The organism is Marinobacter goseongensis (assembly GCF_023156235.1).
Lineage (GTDB): Bacteria > Pseudomonadota > Gammaproteobacteria > Pseudomonadales > Oleiphilaceae > Marinobacter > Marinobacter goseongensis.
The window spans coordinates 13,100-31,630 of the sequence record NZ_JAKZAI010000013.1; the positions used below are offsets into that span (position 1 = coordinate 13,100).

The window sequence follows — 18,531 nt, forward strand, 5'->3', positions numbered from 1 at the left end:
CATGAGAATGAATCGACGGGATTTTCTCAAGGTCAGTGCCGGCTCCTCCGGTAGCCTGGTGCTGGCGTTGTCGCTGCCGGGTTGCGCCAGTATCGAAACCGGTTACGAAGAGGAAGACGGCAGCTGGCGGCCCGATGCCTGGCTGGAACTGACTACCGGCGGCGCGGTGTACTTCACCCTTGCCCGGGTGGAAATGGGGCAGGGCACCTACACCGGTCTGACCACCCTGATTGCCGAGGAGCTGGAAGTTGACCCGGCCTCGATTACACCGACCTTCGCCCCGGTAGCGGCGGAATACCGCAATCCCCTGTATAAACTCCAGCTTACCGGTGGCAGCACCAGCCTCGCCACCAGTTGGGAACCGTTGCGTCAGGCGGGCGCGGAAGCCAGGGAAATGCTGATCCTGGCGGCGGCGCGGGTCTGGGGCGTCAATCATCGTGAGTGCACGGCTTTTGAAGGGCAGGTGCGGCATCCGAACGGGGCTGATGCCTTACCCTACGGCAAGCTGGTAAAACTGGCGGCCAGTGAAGAGGTGCGCCATGACGTGGCCCTCAAGCCCCGCGATCAATGGCGTTATATCGGAAAGAATCGTGGTCGCCTGGACGCCACCGCCAAATCCACCGGTACGGCGGAATACGGCATCGACGTTGAGTTACCCGGCATGGTCTACGCTGTGGTCACCCGTCCACCCCGTTACGGCGCCAGGGTGAAGTCGTTCAATGGCGCCGACATCGAGACCATGCCCGGGGTTCTGAGCGTGATCGAGATCGAGCGCGGCGTGGCGATTGTGGCCAGCAAGTACTGGCTGGCCCGCAAGGCGCAACAGCAACTGATCGTTGAATGGAACAACGACGACGCCGTGACCCTTTCCACCGCTGATGTGTTTGCCCTTTACCACCATGCTGCGGACGAGGATGCCGGAGAGCGTGAGCGCAGCGATGGCAGTTTCAGTGAGGCGGCGGAAAACGCAGAGCGGGTAGTCGAGGCAAGCTATGAGCAGCCCTACCTTGCCCATGCCACCCTGGAGCCCATGAACGCGACGGCCTGGTACCGCGACAATGCCATGGAAGTCTGGGCGCCGACTCAGGCACCGGATCTCGGCCGCATCGCTGCTGCCCGGGTCAGTGACCTGTCACCGGGTGACGTAACCATTAACACCACCTTTCTGGGTGGCGGCTTTGGCCGCCGGTTGACCCAGGACTATATTGAGGAAGCCGCCGCGGTGGCCTACCGGATCCGGAAGCCAGTAAAGGTGATCTGGTCGCGGGAGGAGGATACCCGCCATGACCTGTTCCGTCCGGCCATGCTCCATCGCATGAAGGCCAGCGTCTCCGGCAAAACGGTCACCGGCTGGCACCATCAGGTGGTTGGCCCCCAGGTTCTGGACTGGTACGTTCGCAACGCGGCGCCGGCGCAATACCCGTGGTCGCCGAAATTCCTCTACAACACCCTCGGAAAGGTCGGCCTGCTGGCTGAGGGGATCGCCACACCAAAGGACATTTCCGCCATTGAGGGTGCCATCGATTACCCCTACGACATCGCTAATGTCGAGGTTCGTCACACCCACACCGATCCGGGCGTGCCCATTACCTGGTGGCGTTCGGTGGGGTATTCCCATAACGGTTTTGCGGCGGAAACCTTCATGGACGAACTGGCTCACGAAACCGGCGCTGACCCCTACGAATTCCGGCGGGGCCTGATTCGCAACCAGCCGCGCCACCTGGCAGTACTCGACAAGGTGGCCGCCATGGCGGACTGGCAAGGCGGTGCGCCGTCAGGTCGGGCGCGGGGTTTGGCGCTGTTCCAGAGTTTCGGCACCTTCGTGGCACAGATCATTGAGGCCAGTATCGAGCACGGCAATATCGTTGTCCACAAGGTCTGGTGTGCGGTGGACTGCGGGCAGGTGGTGAATCCGGAGATTGTGCGTGACCAGATCGAAGGAGGCATCATCTTTGGTTTGACGGCCGCCCTGCACGGTGAGATAACCCTGGTGGACGGCGAGGTCCAGCAGAGTAATTTCCACGACTATATGCTCATGCGCAACTACGAGCGGCCGGAAGTGCTGGTAAACATTGCCGAGAGCAGCGAGGCGCCGACCGGGATCGGAGAGCCGGGCGTGCCACCGGTGTTTCCGGCGCTGGGTAACGCTCTGTTCGCACTGACCGGCAAGCGGCAGCGCGCGTTACCTCTGAACGCCGAGGTGGGTTGAGTGTCGAGCGGGCAGGTCGGCGGATGATCAGTGCGCACCGGCAAGTTCTGGCGGACGTTTCCGGCTGGCTGGAGCAGGGCAAAACCGGTTGGCTGTGCACCATTACCCGAACCTGGGGCTCCTCGCCAAGGCCGGTGGGTTCCTGGTTGGCAGTCAGCGAGAGTGGCGACTGGTCCGGATCAGTTTCCGGTGGCTGCCTTGAGGAAGACCTGTTGCGCCGGTGCGTGCAGGATCGTCCGGAATTCCCCCAGTTGCTGAAATACGGCATCACTGAGGGCGACCGGAACCGCTTTCAGTTGCCATGCGGTGGACAGATACATCTGCTGGTTGAACCACTGGTTCCTCATCGCGCCATCGGGCATGTGCGCGAGCTTGAACGCGCGATGTCCCTCCGGGAGGCGGTGTATCGGCAGGTGTGCCTGACGTCGGGCGCAATGACTGTTGGCATTTGCGCACACCATCGGCGGGGTGTGGAAAACGCGCCGGAGATGGTCACCCATTACCTGGCGCCGGAATGCCGCTTGCTCCTGATCGGGGCCGGTGAGGTTGCGCACCACGTGCACGATTTTGCCACGGCCGCCGACTTCAGCGTCACCCTGTGTGAGCCGAGAGCCACGTTCGCGGATGGTTGGAGCTATCCGCACATTCCATTGGTCCGGGAGTTACCGGACGATCTGGTGGTGGCATCGTTCAACGATCCCGCCGTGGGTATACTGGCGCTGGCCCACGATCCCCGTATTGATGACATGGGGTTGCTGGCGGCGCTCGGGTCGGAGGCCTTCTATGTGGGCGCCATGGGTTCGGCAAAGACCTCCCGTGACCGGCGGGAGCGGCTCTTGTCACTCGGCGTTTCGCCGGCCGATCTGGCGCGCCTGCATGCGCCCATTGGCGTCAATATCCCCAGTAAAACGCCGGCAGAAATTGCCATCTCGATCGTTGCCGATCTGATTGTCGCACGCCACCGTTTGCGGGCGGCGCCTCCGTCTTTATAATGCCCCATTATCCGCCGCCCTTATCCCGGAAGGTGGCCTGAATCCGGAGACTGCCATTGTTTGATGTAACCCGTTACGCCGAGGCGGCCCAGTCCATTGTCGATGCCGGGCGCTTTTTGTATGGCCGCGGCTGGTCCCCGGCCACCAGCAGTAACTATTCTGCGAGGCTCGACGACCACCACATTGCCATTACCGTATCCGGGCGCCACAAGGGCGAGCTGGCGGCCGGTGATGTGATGGTGGTGGATCTGGCCGGCCAGCCAGTGCAGAGCCAGTGCCGCTCCTCCGCGGAGACGCTGCTGCACACGGTGCTCTACGGGGTGTTTCCGGAGGTGGGTGCGGTGCTGCACACCCATTCGGTCAATGCCACGGTTCTGAGCCGCCTGTTGCCGCCGGATCAGCCCCTGATCCTGGAGGGTTACGAGTTGCAGAAAGCCTTTCCCGGTCAGGACACCCACGATGCCAGTCTGCAGGTACCGGTGTTCGACAACACTCAGGATATTCCGGACCTCGCCGGCCGTACCGCGCAGTGGTTCCGTGATCATCCGCAACAGCCGGGCTACCTGATTCGCGGCCACGGTCTTTATACCTGGGGCCGCACCATGGCAGACTGCCTGAGACATGTTGAAGCATTTGAATTTCTGTTCGAATGTGAACTCGCAACCATGAGGCTCCGTTGATGACCACCCTGAGCATTTTCAATCAGAACCAGCCCGAGTATCCGCAGTCGGTGACAGAGGACAGCGACGAGATCCGGCGTCTTCTGGCCAAGAAGGGCATCCGCTTCGAGCAGTGGCAGACCCGCGAGTTGCCTGACGATGCCTCGGCCGAGGCTATTCTTGACGCTTATCAGGAGGAAGTGGCTGCGCTGAAGCGGGAATGCGGCTTCCAGACCGCTGACGTAGTCAGCCTGAATCCGGACAACCCCCAGAAAGAAGCCTTCCGCCAAAAGTTTCTGGACGAGCATGTCCACAGTGAGGATGAGGTACGCTTCTTCGTCCGTGGTCAGGGGCTGTTTTACCTGCATTTCGGCGACCAGGTGTATGCCGTACTGTGCCAGAAGAACGATCTGATCAGCGTGCCCGACGGTACCCGTCACTGGTTTGATATGGGCCCGCAGCCCAGATTCACGTGCATTCGTCTGTTCTCCAATCCCGAGGGCTGGGTCGCGGATTTCACCGGTGAGGACATCGCCCGTCGCTTGCCCCGTTACGAACAGCTGGCCGGGGCCGCCTGATGATCCGGGTGATTCTCACCGACATTGAAGGCACGACCAGTTCAATCTCGTTTGTGCATGAGGTGCTGTTTCCCTACGCGGCCGAGCACATGGGCGATTTTGTCCGTGACGGACACACCGCGGACCCTGCCATTGCCGAGCAGCTGGACGCGGTAGCGGATGTGTCCGGTGTCCCGCGGGGTGACATTGAAGCGCTGATTGACGTTCTCCGGGGCTGGATACGTGAGGATCGAAAGGAAACTCCTCTGAAAACGCTCCAGGGCATGCTGTGGGAACAAGGCTACCGGCAGGGAGCTTTCCGCGGCCATGTGTATGACGATGCAGCCGACTATCTGCAACGCTGGCATGATCGGGGGCTGCGATTGTTCGTATACTCCTCCGGGTCGGTCAAAGCCCAGAAACTGATCTTCGGATTCAGTGAGGCGGGCGACCTGACGCCGTTCTTCTCGGGTTACTTCGACACCCGGGTGGGCGCAAAAAAAGAGACGCAATCCTACCGCAACATTCTGGATCAGCTCGGGGTAGAGGGCAGCTCGGTTCTGTTTCTCTCGGATGTGGAAGCGGAGCTGGCAGCGGCGCAGGAGGCCGGCATGGCCACCGTGTGGCTGGTTCGGGATGGCGAAATTCCGGATACCGGGCGCGCGGTTGCGAAGGATTTTGCCGACGTGGATACCCTGCTGAAACGGCGCTAGCGGCACAGCCCGTGACGGGGCAGGCTGTTCACTCTGACACAGGGGAGGATCGCGCCGTGATCCTGAACAGAATAACGAGGGTCTGCTTGCTGCTGGCGCCCGCCTTGGTGTTGGTGGGGTGTAACCCCTTCTCGCAGGCGGACTCCATGATGGATGAGTACGTGGAGCGAGTGGCTCGGGTGCTCGATACAGAGCCTGTGCGGTCCGAACTCCCGCCGCTGGAGCGACTGCCCCGCCGCCGTGATCGTCGTCTCGAGATGCCCGAACTCGACATGGACATTCTGGATTTCCTGTCACTGTACGGCTGCCAACTGCAGTATGTGGTCGGTGAGCGCAATTCGGTGATGGGGCGGGTTATGGACCCATTGAATCGGCTGCGCTATGAGCTGCGTTTTATTGAAGCCGCTGGTGAGTGTTTACCGGACATCGATCGTGAAGACCTCAAAGCCAGCCTGCAGGATGCGATCGAGAGTAAGCGGGATTCCCTGCCGGTGGCGGTCTGGAACGCAACCTGGGGCGCAGAGGAAATCGAGACCCTGTTTACTTTGTCCAAGGGCCATTTCCCGGTGGCCGCCGAGGCCAATCCCATCTCCGACCTCTCGGCCGATGTGGGGCGCCTCAACAACACGCTGGATGATCTCCTGGCGGGGCAGGTGGAGCATTCCCTGGATTACGTAGGTGAGGTTCACCAGCGCTGGCAAGCCGAGCACCGCGCCGGCCAGCTTCTGAACAGTGCCAACTTGCTGATCACCCGGCTGGACGATGCGTCGGCCATCCTCCGAACCCGCCTCGACGGTCGTCCCCTGTGTTTTGATGGTAAACCGAACAATCAGTCCGATATTGTTCGCAACATGTTTTTCAGCGTGTACATCGACCGCATCCAGCCTTATATGAGCGACGTCAGCCGAGCTCGTGAGGTGCTGATCCGTCCGCTGTCGGAGATGGCGCAAGTGCAGAGCGAGGTAATGCCGGAGGCTTTCCGGGAATGGTCGAGCCGCCACCTCGCCCTCGACGACGAAGCGGGGATCTGGCGGGAGCTGGATCGGGCGATGGCCGTGCACACGGAACACTGGCAGGCGTTACTGGAGCAATGTGGCCTGCGGCCCGGTGCCTGACCGACTTAGCGCTGGCTTTCCGGTGTGACCCGCAGGATCTCTTCGATGGTGGTCAGGCCGGAGGCGACTTTCTGCGCGCCGCTCAGGCGCAGGGGTTTCATGCCGGTTTTATAGGCTTCCAGCCGCAATTCCTCCAACTCGCACTGATCGGTGATCCGCGCACTGAGATCGCCCGATAGCTTGAGAATTTCATACACCCCGGCACGGCCGTAGTACCCGGTGTTGCGACACTCCAGGCAGCCCACCGGCCGGTAAACCTGATCAGGCGTGGCGGCTTTCCAGGGGCGGGTCAGGCTCTGCCAGGCCTGCTCGTCTGCCGGCCCGGGAGCTTTGCAGTGCGGGCACAGGGTACGCGCCAGCCGTTGTGCCATGACCCCGAGTACCGTGGCCCGGATCAGATAGGGCGGGATGCCCAGCTCCATCAGGCGGGTAATGGCGCTGGGGGCATCGTTGGTGTGCAGGGTAGACAGGACCAGGTGGCCGGTCAGTGCCGCCTGCACGGCCATTTCCGCTGTTTCCAGATCGCGGATCTCGCCGATCATGATGATGTCCGGATCTTGGCGCAGCAGCGCCCGCACCCCGGAAGCAAAGGTCAGCTCGATGTTGTTCTGAACCTGCATCTGGTTGAAGGCCGGTTCAACCATCTCGATCGGGTCCTCGATGGTGCAGATGTTCACTTCCGGCGAGGCCAGCTGTTTTAAAGTGGAGTACAGGGTGGTGGTTTTGCCGGAGCCGGTCGGGCCGGTCACCAGAACAATACCGTGGGGGCGATCGGTGATGTCGCGCCAGCGCTCACGGTCTTCCCGGGAGAAGCCCAGTTGTTCGTAGGATTTCAGCAGTACTTCCGGATCAAAGATCCGCATCACCATTTTCTCGCCGAAAGCGGTGGGCATGGTGGCCAGGCGAAGTTCCACTTCGCTGTTGTCGGGCTTGCGGGTCTTGATCCGACCGTCCTGGGGGCGGCGTTTTTCCGCCACGTTCAGTCGCCCGAGAATTTTCAGACGACTGGTCACGGCCACGCCGACCTGTTCCGGAAATTCGTAGACGTTGTGTAGCACGCCATCAATGCGAAATCGTACCTGGGTGACGTTCCTGCGCGGCTCGATGTGAATGTCCGAGGCGCGCTGGTCAAACGCGTACTGCAGCAGCCAGTCAACAATCTTGACCACATGCTGGTCGTTGGCGTCCGGGTTTTCACCGGCGCCCAGATCCAGCAGTTGCTCGAAATTCTGGTTCCGGGCCGAGCCCTCACCCTGGCGACCACTGGCTTTGCTGACGGAGTTGGCCAGCTGGTAGAACTCGACGGTGTAACGGCGAAGGTCTTCGGGATTGGCAACCACCCGGCGGATGTCTTTCTGCACCGCCTGACGCAGGTTGCCCTCCCAGTCGCTCTTGAACGGTTCGGCGCTGGCGATCAGTACTTCGTCCTGGCGAATTTCCACCGCCAGGATGCCGTGGCGTTGGGCGAACGCGTACGACATCACCCTGGCGATAGCCGGGGTGTCGATCTTCAGCGGATCAATGTGGTACCAGGGTTGTCCGGCCCAGTCGGCCAGCCACTGGGTCAGCCGGTCCAGATCCAGTGTGCGGCCAGAATTCCGGCTTTTCAGGGCCGCCAGGGCGATCAGCTCCAGCGGGTGCCGCTGCCGGGCATCGGTGCCGATGTTGGCCTGCAATACGCGGTCTGCATCCTCCTGGGTAATCTCGCCACTGGCCACCAGTGCTGTGACCAGATCACGCAGGGTCAGAGTGTTTCTTGGCGGTGCCGGTGCGCGGACAGTGCCCATGGACATGCCCGTTTACGCGCCCGCCGGAGCGGCGGGCCGGTTTACCTTCAGGTGCACCATCGACACGGTGAACAGCAGGAAGCTCAGAATGGTCAGGATGAGCGGCGCCGGAGCCCCTTCGCTGAGCCAGGCGGAGACTACAGCCTGGGTAAAGTAGAAGATCACCACAAACGCCATCCAGATGTATCCGCGGTTGTGGCCGCGAAACACCGGTACCGCAAAGGCCAGCAAGGGCAGCAGCTTTACCGCGAGCATCAGCGACACCGAGACTCCCTCAACCTGAACCGGGTAAAAGGTCGTGATCAGCAGCGTTGCCAGTAAAGCTATGTAGAGCGCAATCGTCAGTCTGGCGGTAACTCGGGCTTTCGGGTTATAGAGCATGTGTGCCTTCCGTCAATAAAAGTTAGGTGTCAGCCGTAGCTGGTTCAGCGGAGCTTTTGTGCCAGTTCGCCCAGCCGCTCACCAAAGCTCTGGCATATGGCCTTCTCATGATCCGTCAGCGGCTGCTGTTCGCCGGTGCCGGCCCAATGCGAAGGGCCATAGGGTGTGCCACCGGACATTGTCTCGTTCAGGGCCTGCTCGGAGTAGGGCACGCCGCACAGCACCATGCCATGGTGCAGCAGCGGCATCATCATGGTCAGCAGGGTGGTTTCCTGCCCCCCATGCAGGCTGCCGGTGGAGGTGAACGCCCCGGCCGGCTTACCCGCCAGCGCACCGCTGAGCCAAAGGTCGCCGGTGCCGTCCAGGAAATGCTTGAGTGGCGCCGCCATGTTGCCGAAGCGGGTCGGGCTGCCAATGGCCAGGCCCGCGCACAGGGCCAGGTCGTCCTTGCTGGCATAGGGTGCGCCGTGATCGGGCACCGGCGGTAAGGTGGATTCGGTGTCCGGCGATACCGGCGGCACTGCGCGAATGCGTGCCTCCATACCACTGACACGGGCCACGCCCCGGCCAATCTGACTGGCCATTTCAGCCGTTTGGCCGCTGCGGCTGTAATACAGTACGAGCACGTAGGCATTTTCGGACGACATGATTACGCTCCGCTCAGAATAGGGTCAGCACGTTTTCGGGTGGGCGTCCAAGGGCCGCCTTGTTGCCATGAACGACGATCGGACGTTCAATCAATCTGGGCGTCGCCACCATGGCGTGGATCAGCTCGTCCTCACTCAGGGCGTCGTTGTCGAGGTGCTGTTCCCGGTACTCCTTTTCACCCTTGCGCATCAGTTGCCGCGGCTCAAGCCCCAGCCGATTCAGAATCTGTCGCAGCTCCTGCTCTGTCGGTGGGGTTTCAAGGTAGCGTATAATCTCTGGCTCGATACCGCGTGCTGTCAGCAGTTCGAGCGTTTGTCTGGACTTTGAGCAGCGGGGATTGTGGAAAATGCGGGTCGGTTCTGTCATCTTCTGGCCTGAGTTGAGTTTGGCTGTCCTGAATTCCGGATGCCCCGTAGTCTAACAGGAGGACTCCCCGTGCAGTACCCTGCAAGGTTTCGTTGTCGGAATCTGTTTACAACCGTTCTGGTCATTGTTGCACTCGGGTTTCTGGCCGGCTGTGAAAAGCTGGAGTTCGAGCAGGCTGGCGGCGAATCGCTGGACTGGGACGACCTCCGTGGGCAGTGGGTGCTGGTTAATTACTGGGCCGAGTGGTGTAAACCCTGCCTTGAGGAAATCCCTGAGCTGAATCGGGTGAACGAGAGCGGCGAGGTCACGGTGCTGGGCGTGAACTTCGATGGTGTCCGTGGCCAGGAACTGGTGGATCTGGGAGACACCATGGGCATTGAATTCACCATGCTGGCGGAGGATCCCGGCGGTGACTTCGGCTGGAAGACCCCCGTGGCGCTGCCTGCCACCTTTGTAATTGATCCGGACGGAGAGCTGCGAGAGACCCGTTTCGGGCCGCAGACCGAAGAGCAACTGAAAGAATTGACGGGCGGCTGAGGCCACCCGTGACTGGCATTCAACAGCAGGAATCCCCCGACGTTATGGCGCAAACCTTCATACACCTCCGTGTGCACTCCGAATACTCCATGGTGGATGGGCTGGTGCGGGTCAAGCCGCTGGTCAGTCGTGTGGCGGAACTGGGCATGCCAGCCGTGGGGCTGACCGAGCAGTCCAATATGTGCTCACTGGTGCGCTTCTACAAGGCGGCGACCGGCGCGGGGGTGAAGCCGATCATCGGGGCTGACCTGTGGGTGGACAACCCTGAAGAGCCTGAAAACCCGTTTCGCCTAACCTTGCTGGCTCGTGACAACGCCGGATACCTGCACCTGACCGAAATCATCAGCCAGGGCTACACCGAAGGGCAGCGGTTCGGCAAGCCGATCATTCAGCGGGCCTGGCTGGAAGCCCGGGCGGGCGGTCTGATTGCGCTGTCCGGTGGCAAGATGGGCGACGTGGGCAAGGCGCTGCTCGCCGGCAAGCCGGATCTGGCCCGCGAGCGCGCCCGCTACTGGGCCGAGCTTTACCCGGACAGCTATTACCTGGAGCTGCAGCGCACCGGCCGTGCCGGCGACGAAGACTGCCTGCATCTGAGCGTTGAGCTGGCGGACCGGCTGGAGATACCGGTAGTCGCCACCAACGACGTTCACTTCCTCTACGCGGACGATTTCGACGCGCACGAGGCCCGGGTCTGCATCGGTGAAAGTCGCACTCTGGATGATCCCCGCCGGGACCGCCGCTTCAGCGACCAGCAGTACCTGCGCAGCGCCGATGAGATGATCGAGCTGTTCAGCGATATTCCTGAGGCCATCGAGAACACCGTAGAGATTGCCCGCCGCTGCTCGGTAACGGTGCGCATGGGGGAATACTTCCTGCCGAACTACCCGATACCCGATGGCATGACCATGGATGAGTACTTCCGCAAGGTGTCTGAAGAAGGGCTGGAGGAGCGGCTTGCGAAAACTCTCAGCAAGGACGACCCCGAGTACGATGCCAAGCGGGAAGCCTATTACACCCGCCTGAACTTCGAACTGGACATCATTATCCAGATGGGGTTCCCGGGCTACTTCCTCATCGTGATGGACTTTATCAAGTGGGCGAAAAACAACGGCGTGCCGGTGGGCCCCGGCCGGGGTTCCGGTGCCGGCTCGCTGGTGGCCTATGCCCAGCTGATCACCGATCTCGACCCGCTGGAATACGACCTGCTGTTCGAGCGCTTCCTGAACCCGGAACGGGTTTCCATGCCTGACTTCGACGTCGACTTCTGCATGGAGGGCCGCGACCGGGTGATTGCCTATGTGGCGGAGAAGTACGGCCGCGAGGCGGTCTCCCAGATCATCACCTTCGGCACCATGGCGGCCAAGGCGGTGGTGCGCGACGTGGCGCGGGTGCAGGGCAAGTCCTACGGCCTGGCAGACAAGCTCTCCAAGATGATTCCGTTCGAACCGGGCATGACCCTGGAAAAGGCCATCGAGCAGGAGCCCCAGCTCGGCGAATTTCTTGAAAACGACGAGGAAGCCCAGGAAATCTGGGATATGGCCCTGAAGCTGGAAGGGGTGTGCCGTAACGCCGGTAAGCACGCCGGCGGGGTGGTCATCGCCCCCACCAAGATTACCGATTTCTCGCCACTGTACTGTGACGACGAGGGTGGCAGCCTGGTCACCCAGTTCGACAAGGGCGACGTGGAAGACGCCGGCCTTGTGAAGTTCGACTTCCTCGGTCTGCGCACCCTGACGATCATCGACTGGGCCCTGAAGATGATCAACCCACGCCGCGAGAAACGCGGGCTGGCGCCGCTGGACATCAACGAGATTCCGCTGGTGGACGCGCCATCTTTCGAGATGCTGAAAAAGGCGGAAACCACGGCGGTGTTCCAGCTGGAATCCCGCGGCATGAAAGACCTGATCCGCCGACTGCAACCGGATTCCCTGGAAGACATGATCGCTCTGGTGGCGCTGTTCCGCCCCGGTCCGTTGCAGTCCGGCATGGTGGACGACTTCATCGACCGGAAGCACGGCCGTCAGCCGATGTCTTTTCCGCATCCGGACTATCAGTATGAAGGCCTGAAACCGGTACTGGAGCCCACCTATGGGGTCATCCTCTACCAGGAGCAGGTCATGCAGATCGCTCAGGTGATGGCGGGCTACACTCTGGGTGGCGCCGACATGTTGCGCCGGGCCATGGGTAAGAAAAAACCCGAGGAAATGGCCAAGCAGAAGCAGATCTTCCTCGACGGCTGCGAAAACAACGGCATCAACAAGAGCCTGGCGGAGAACATCTTCGACCTGGTGGAAAAGTTCGCCGGTTACGGTTTCAACAAGTCCCACTCGGCCGCTTACGCGTTGGTGTCTTATCAGACCCTGTGGCTGAAAGCCCACTACCCCGCGGAGTTCATGGCCGCGGTGCTCACTGCCGATATGCAGAACACCGACAAGGTGGTCACGCTGGTGGAAGAGTGCCGGAACATGAAGCTGGATCTGCTGGTGCCGGATGTCAGCCGTTCTGAATTCACCTTCACGGTGAACGATGATGGTCAGATTGTTTACGGGCTGGGCGCCATCAAGGGCCTCGGGGAAGGGCCGATCCAGAGCATTGTGGACGGCCGCGCCGAGGGCGAGCCCTATCAGGATATTTTCGATTTCTGTCGCCGGGTGGATCCGAAGAAAGTTAACAAGCGGGCCATGGAGGCGCTGATTCGCTCCGGTGCCATGGACAAACTGGGTGCTGGTCGTGCGCAGCTGATGGCTAGTATCGACAAGGCCGTGCAGCAGGCCGGTCAGCAGTCCCGCAACGATGCCGTGGGCATGATGGATATGTTCGGTGAAACCCTGGAGGCCAGCGGTGACGCCGACCCCTACGAGGACGTCGCCCGGGTGCGGGAGTGGCCGGAGAAAGAACGATTGAAGGGGGAAAAAGACACCCTCGGCCTGTATCTGACTGGCCACCCGTTCGATGAGTATGAGCGGGAAGTGCGCCGTTTTGTGCGCTTATCCATTGCCGATCTGAAGCCCAGCAAATCCCCTCAGCGGGTTGCCGGTCTGGTGGTTGCCCAGCGCACTATGAAGACCCGTACCGGCTCGACCATGTGCTTCATCACCCTGGATGACCGCAGTGCCCGCATTGAGGCGACTCTGTTCTCGGAGGCTTTTTTCGAAAACCGGGAATTGCTGCAGTCGGATCAGGTCATCGTGGTGGAAGGGCAGGTCAGCCACGACGATTACTCCGGGCAGATGAAGATGCGTGTCAGCTCGGTGATGGATGTGGGCACTGCACGCCAACAGTTCAGCCGTGGATTGAAACTGTCACTTCACGCGGACCAGCTCCAGAACGGCCTGCTCGACAAACTCGACAGTACCCTGAGGCCGTTCCGCTGCGAAGGCAGTCCGGTGTGGATCGAGTACAGCAGCAATGACGCGAGTACCCGCATAGAACTGGGAGAAGGGTGGCGAGTTCAGCCTGATGACGACCTGTTGCTGGAACTTCGCTACCTCATGGGCGACCGGGCCGTGGAACTGGTCTATGATTGAGGTAGTCCGGCAAGGTTCGGTCTGGTGCCCCGGCTGACATATTGATAAGTTAACGTTTTGTCAGGAGGCGGACTCATACCAATGTCCGCTTTAGCCCCGCTTCGGGCGCTGCTATCTTTGTCCAAAATTCTGGTTTGGCGGGATGAATTTTCCGTCTGGCAATCAAATGATGGAACATCATGAACCCTAATTATCTGGATTTCGAACAACCCATTGCCGACCTGGAGGCGAAGATTGAAGAGCTTCGCATGGTGGGTAATGACACCGACATCAACATTTCCGATGAAATCAACCGGCTGAAGAACAAGAGCGTCAGCCTGACGGAAACCATTTTTTCCGATTTGCAGCCATGGGACGTGGCGCGCCTGGCCCGCCATCCACGCCGTCCCTACACCCTTGATTACATCGAAATGATCTTTGACGACTTCGACGAATTGCACGGTGATCGCCGATACGCGGATGATCTGTCGATCGTGGGCGGCACTGCGCGGCTGGATGACAAGCCGGTGATGGTGATTGGTCATCAGAAGGGCCGGGAAGTGCGTGACAAGGTCAAACGTAATTTCGGCATGCCGCGCCCCGAGGGTTATCGCAAGGCTCTGCGCCTGATGGAAATGGCCGAGCGGTTCAAGATGCCGATCCTGACCTTCATTGACACGCCAGGCGCCTACCCGGGCATCGGGGCTGAGGAGCGTGGCCAGAGTGAGGCCATCGCCTTTAACCTGGCCGTGATGTCGCGTCTCAAAACGCCCATTATCTCTACGGTGATCGGTGAAGGTGGCTCCGGTGGTGCGCTGGCGATCGGGGTCTGTGACCAGCTCAACATGCTGCAGTATTCCACCTACGCGGTTATCTCGCCGGAAGGCTGCGCCTCCATTCTGTGGAAAAGCGCTGAGTACGCAGCCCAGGCTGCTGAAGCCATGGGTGTGACTGCGGATCGCCTGAGGGATCTCGGGTTGGCGGACAACGTCATCAAGGAGCCGCTCGGTGGAGCACACCGCAATCCGGAAAAAATGTCCAAGGCGCTCCGCGCAACGCTCAAGAAAGGTGTTGCCGAACTGAGTCGTTTGCCCACTGATGAGCTGGTGTCCCGCCGTTACGAGCGGCTGACCCGATATGACACCGGGCGGTAAATCCGCCGCGGATTTCTCCTGGCCGGCGGAGCTGATCGATGCCGTCAGGCACCTGCCCGATGCGTCACGAGTGTGGGTCGCCCTCAGCGGCGGCCTCGACTCGGTTCTCCTGCTCCACTTGATTTCTCACTGTTGCACGGACCGGACGCCGGTTCTGGCTGTGCACGTCAATCACCAGCTACAACACAATGCCGCTGAGGTGGAGCAATTCTGCCGCCACTTGTGCGCGCGATTGAGTGTGCCACTGACCGTCGAGAAGGTCTCGGTACCGGTCAACCTTGGCCCCGGCACCTCCACCGGGGGTGTTGAAGAAGCCGCGCGCCATGCCCGCTACAACGTATTCGAACGTGTTCTGCAGCCCGGCGAATTGCTGCTGATGGCGCATCATGGTGACGACCAGGCCGAAACGGTGCTGTTCCGGTTGTTGCGGGGCAGTGGCGTGGGCGGCCTGGCCGGCATGCCGTCAAACCGTTCGCTGGGGCAGGGGCAGCTTCACCGTCCACTTTTGACGTTCAGCAGAAGGCAGATTGAGGGCTGGGCGCGGGAGGCCGGGCTGCGGTGGATGGAGGACCCGAGCAACAACGATCAGACCTACGACCGTAATTTTCTGCGTCATTCGGTCATGCCCCTGCTGAAATCCCGCTGGCCCTCTCTGATCAAGCGTCTGGGGCACAGCGCGCGCGCCTGCGGCGAGCAGGAGGCGCTGGCGGCATCGCTCGCACAGATCCACTACGCCTCCGTTGCCGGTGGTGAAGGGCGGCTGCGCGTGGCGCAGATGCTGGGCTTAAGCCACGTGGAGCAGAAAAACCTGCTGCACTGGTGGATAACCCGCGGTGGATACCGGTTTCCGACCGTTGCCAACTGGGGGCAAGCACTCAACGACCTGTTGCTGGCTGCGCCGGATAGAGAACCCGAGTTTTGCGGTGAGGGTTACGCGCTGCGCCGATTCCATGGCTGGATCTACCTGGTGCCGGACGAGCCCTCTGACCCGGTTGTGACGCAACCATTGTTGCCGGGACAGCCGGTCACCCTCGGGCGCTTGCGACTGGCGCTGCAACCCGGAGCTAACCCGGACCGCACGCCGCCGCCAATACGGATATCTACGAGGAAGGGGGGAGAGCGCATCCGGCCGCGTCCGGACGGCCCGTCGAAACCGCTGAAAAAATGGCTGCAGGAGCAGCGTGTCCCGCCCTGGGAAAGAGGCGGAATACCGCTGGTTTTCGAGGGCTCGGCGGAGGCCGGTGAGTTGATTGCCGTTGGCGATCTGTGGCTTTCCGGTAGATACTGTGGGGAGGCCCCGGCTGCCGGCTGGCGCATCGTTGTGGAGCGGGAATGTGATTGAGTAAGAGGGGGCTTTCTGGTAGTCTGGCGTCCCATCTTGAGATGACAATCTCCCTCCTTCACCGAACCAGACAAATCACGGAATTTGCATGACGCGTTATATTTTCGTCACCGGCGGTGTCGTGTCCTCCTTGGGGAAAGGTATCGCATCAGCCTCGCTGGCTGCGATCCTCGAGGCGCGCGGCCTGAAGGTCACTATTCTCAAGCTGGACCCGTACATCAACGTGGACCCCGGCACCATGAGCCCGTTCCAGCACGGTGAAGTATTTGTCACCGAAGACGGCGCGGAAACCGACCTTGACCTGGGCCACTACGAGCGCTTCATTCGTACCCCCATGAGCAAGCGTAACAACTTCACCACCGGCCGGGTGTATGAGGAAGTGATCCGCAAGGAGCGCCGTGGTGATTACCTCGGCGGTACCGTTCAGGTCATTCCTCACATTACCGACGAGATCAAGCGTCGTGTGGTTGAAGGCGCAGCCGGCGCCGATGTGGCGCTGATCGAGATTGGCGGCACAGTGGGTGACATCGAGTCACTGCCGTTTCTCGAGGCCTGCCGTCAGCTCAAGGTGGAAGTGGGCGCCCAGCGGGCGCTGTTCATGCATCTCACCCTGGTTCCGTACATCGCCACCGCCGGCGAAATCAAGACCAAGCCGACCCAGCACTCGGTGAAGGAAATGCGCTCCATCGGCCTGCAGCCGGATATTCTGCTGTGCCGCTCCGAATACGAAGTGGATGCCAGTTCCCGTCGCAAGATTGCGCTGTTCACCAACGTGGAAGAGCGCGCGGTGATTCCGCTTCAGGACGCCAAGTCCATTTACGCGATTCCGCGGATGCTGCACGAGTACGGCCTTGATCAGCTGGTCATTGAACGCTTCAGCCTCGACGCCCGCCCTGCAGATCTGAGCGAGTGGGATGAAGTGGTCGACTCGCTGATGAACCCCCAGAACGAAGTCACCATCGCGATGGTGGGCAAGTACATGGAGTTGCTGGACGCGTACAAGTCGCTGATCGAGTCCCTGCTCCACGCGGGCATCAAGACCCGCACCAAGGTCAATATCAACTACATTGATTCCGAAGACATCGAGCGTGATGGCACCGACGTGCTGCAGAGCGCAGACGCCATCCTGGTGCCGGGCGGCTTCGGCGAGCGCGGCGTGGAAGGTAAAATCCGTACCGTGCAGTACGCTCGTGAGAACAAGGTGCCTTACCTGGGCATCTGCCTGGGCATGCAGGTTGCGGTGATCGAGTACGCCCGCAACGTCGCCGGCCTGAAAGACGCGCACAGCACCGAGTTCCGTCAGCACACCCCGGAACCGGTGGTCGGCCTGATCACCGAATGGCTTGATGCCAGTGGCGAGCGTGAAGAGCGCACCCAGGAATCGGATCTCGGAGGCACCATGCGCCTCGGCGCGCAGGACTGCGTGCTGACCGAGGGCTCTACCATTGCCAACTGCTACGGCAAGAAAACCATCCGTGAGCGTCATCGTCATCGGTACGAAGTGAACAATCATTTCCTGCCGAATCTTGAAGGTGCCGGGTTGCAGGTTTCCGGCCGCTCGACCGACGGTCGTCTGGTGGAAGTGGTCGAGGCTCCGGATCATCCCTGGTTCGTGGCGTGTCAGTTCCATCCGGAATTCACGTCAACACCCCGTGACGGACACCCCCTGTTCAAGGGCTTTGTCCAGGCAGCACTGGCCCACAAGAAGGAATCCTGAGCATGGCCCGGAGTACGGTCAACGTTGCAGGTATTGAGGTCGCCAACGACAAGCCTTTCGTGCTGTTCGGTGGCATGAACGTTCTGGAATCGGCAGAGCTGGCCATGGAAGTGGCAGAGGCGTATGTGGAAGCCACCCGCAAGCTGGGTATTCCCTACGTATTCAAGGCCTCCTTTGACAAGGCCAATCGCTCCTCCGTCAACTCGTTCCGTGGCCCCGGGCTCGACAAGGGCCTGCAGATACTGGCGGACATCAAAAGCCGGTTCGGCGTTCCCATCATTTCCGATGTGCATGACCCTGCTCAGGCAGCGCCTGCGGCTGAAGTCTGCGACATCATCCAGTTGCCGGCATTCCTGAGCCGCCAGACCGATCTGGTGGTGGCGATGGCCAAAACCGGCGCAGTGATCAACATCAAGAAAGCCCAGTTCCTGGCGCCCCAGGAAATGAAGCACATCATCACCAAGTGCGAAGAAGCAGGTAACGACAAGGTGATCCTGTGCGAGCGGGGCAGCAGCTTCGGCTACAACAACCTGGTGGTCGACATGCTGGGCTTCGGCATCATGAAGTCGATGAACGTGCCGGTGATGTTCGATGTGACGCATTCCCTGCAGATGCCGGGTGGCCGCGCCGATTCCGCCGGTGGCCGCCGTGCCCAGGTGACGGATCTGGCGCTGGCGGGCATGTCCCAGGGGCTGGCAGGCCTGTTTCTGGAGGCTCACCCGGACCCGGACCAGGCCAAATGCGATGGCCCCTGCGCCCTGCGCCTGAGCCAGCTGGAGCCATTCCTCCAGCGGGTGAAAGCGGTGGATGATCTTGTTAAGAGTTTTAAACCTATCGACACCGCCTGA

General features: G+C 61.0%; 16 protein-coding genes. 12 read left to right on the forward strand and 4 right to left on the reverse strand.

The genetic code is table 11. From position 1 onward, the window contains the following. The first annotated feature begins 1 nt into the window (after position 1). The 6 genes from MLC70_RS12775 to MLC70_RS12800 are packed head-to-tail and all read left to right on the forward strand — an operon-like array spanning position 2 to position 6,245. Entirely contained in the window at positions 2-2,209 is a 2,208-nt protein-coding gene (locus MLC70_RS12775; protein WP_248184317.1) for a xanthine dehydrogenase family protein molybdopterin-binding subunit, read from the forward strand. Positions 2,210-2,232: 23 nt separating this feature from the next. Continuing rightward, positions 2,233-3,201 (forward strand): XdhC family protein, encoded by a 969-nt coding sequence (locus MLC70_RS12780; protein WP_248184318.1) that lies wholly within the window; start codon positions 2,233-2,235, stop codon positions 3,199-3,201. A 56-nt stretch (positions 3,202-3,257) separates the two neighbouring features. Continuing rightward, positions 3,258-3,881: a methylthioribulose 1-phosphate dehydratase gene (locus MLC70_RS12785; protein ID WP_248184320.1), complete on the forward strand. Its 624-nt coding sequence runs from the start codon at positions 3,258-3,260 to the stop codon at positions 3,879-3,881. After that, positions 3,881-4,438, forward strand: coding sequence for a 1,2-dihydroxy-3-keto-5-methylthiopentene dioxygenase (locus tag MLC70_RS12790; protein WP_248184322.1), 558 nt, complete (start codon positions 3,881-3,883; stop codon positions 4,436-4,438). The genes MLC70_RS12785 and MLC70_RS12790 overlap by 1 nt, the downstream gene beginning before the upstream one ends. Further along, on the forward strand, positions 4,438-5,130 hold the full coding sequence (mtnC, locus tag MLC70_RS12795; protein ID WP_248184325.1) for an acireductone synthase: 693 nt from the start codon (positions 4,438-4,440) through the stop codon (positions 5,128-5,130). Before MLC70_RS12790 ends, mtnC begins: the two co-directional genes overlap by 1 nt. A gap of 56 nt (positions 5,131-5,186) precedes the next feature. Then, positions 5,187-6,245: a DUF3080 domain-containing protein gene (locus MLC70_RS12800; RefSeq protein ID WP_248184327.1), complete on the forward strand. Its 1,059-nt coding sequence runs from the start codon at positions 5,187-5,189 to the stop codon at positions 6,243-6,245. 5 nt (positions 6,246-6,250) lie between these two features. Here the strand turns inward: MLC70_RS12800 and tfpB are convergent, their stop codons facing one another. From tfpB to arsC, 4 genes are read right to left on the reverse strand one after another with little or no spacing between them, the layout of a single operon-like run. Beyond that, positions 6,251-8,032 carry a type IV pilus assembly ATPase TfpB gene (tfpB, locus tag MLC70_RS12805; protein ID WP_427902108.1) on the reverse strand — a complete coding sequence of 594 codons (1,782 nt, stop codon included), beginning with the start codon at positions 8,030-8,032 and terminating at the stop codon, positions 6,251-6,253. A 12-nt stretch (positions 8,033-8,044) separates the two neighbouring features. Beyond that, complete coding sequence (locus tag MLC70_RS12810; RefSeq protein ID WP_248184331.1) at positions 8,045-8,413, reverse strand: DUF2069 domain-containing protein; 369 nt, start codon at positions 8,411-8,413, stop codon at positions 8,045-8,047. Between the two features lie 44 nt (positions 8,414-8,457). Continuing rightward, positions 8,458-9,060, reverse strand: coding sequence for an NAD(P)H:quinone oxidoreductase (wrbA, locus tag MLC70_RS12815; protein WP_248184333.1), 603 nt, complete (start codon positions 9,058-9,060; stop codon positions 8,458-8,460). A gap of 13 nt (positions 9,061-9,073) precedes the next feature. Next, on the reverse strand, positions 9,074-9,427 hold the full coding sequence (gene arsC / locus MLC70_RS12820) for an arsenate reductase (glutaredoxin) (RefSeq protein ID WP_248184334.1): 354 nt from the start codon (positions 9,425-9,427) through the stop codon (positions 9,074-9,076). A gap of 69 nt (positions 9,428-9,496) precedes the next feature. Between arsC and MLC70_RS12825 the strand changes: the two genes are divergently transcribed. The 6 genes from MLC70_RS12825 (at position 9,497) to kdsA (ending at position 18,531) form a co-directional block, all read left to right on the forward strand. Then, positions 9,497-9,964 (forward strand): TlpA family protein disulfide reductase, encoded by a 468-nt coding sequence (locus MLC70_RS12825; RefSeq protein WP_248184335.1) that lies wholly within the window; start codon positions 9,497-9,499, stop codon positions 9,962-9,964. Between the two features lie 44 nt (positions 9,965-10,008). Next, positions 10,009-13,491 (forward strand): DNA polymerase III subunit alpha, encoded by a 3,483-nt coding sequence (gene dnaE / locus MLC70_RS12830; protein WP_248184527.1) that lies wholly within the window; start codon positions 10,009-10,011, stop codon positions 13,489-13,491. A 179-nt stretch (positions 13,492-13,670) separates the two neighbouring features. Continuing rightward, a complete protein-coding gene (accA, locus tag MLC70_RS12835) occupies positions 13,671-14,624 on the forward strand; it encodes an acetyl-CoA carboxylase carboxyl transferase subunit alpha (protein WP_248184338.1) in 954 nt (317 codons plus the stop codon). Continuing rightward, positions 14,608-15,966 (forward strand): tRNA lysidine(34) synthetase TilS, encoded by a 1,359-nt coding sequence (tilS, locus tag MLC70_RS12840; RefSeq protein WP_248184340.1) that lies wholly within the window; start codon positions 14,608-14,610, stop codon positions 15,964-15,966. The genes accA and tilS overlap by 17 nt, the downstream gene beginning before the upstream one ends. Positions 15,967-16,054: 88 nt before the next feature. Beyond that, positions 16,055-17,683 (forward strand): CTP synthase, encoded by a 1,629-nt coding sequence (gene pyrG / locus MLC70_RS12845; RefSeq protein ID WP_248184344.1) that lies wholly within the window; start codon positions 16,055-16,057, stop codon positions 17,681-17,683. A gap of 2 nt (positions 17,684-17,685) precedes the next feature. Further along, entirely contained in the window at positions 17,686-18,531 is an 846-nt protein-coding gene (gene kdsA / locus MLC70_RS12850) for a 3-deoxy-8-phosphooctulonate synthase (RefSeq protein ID WP_248184349.1), read from the forward strand.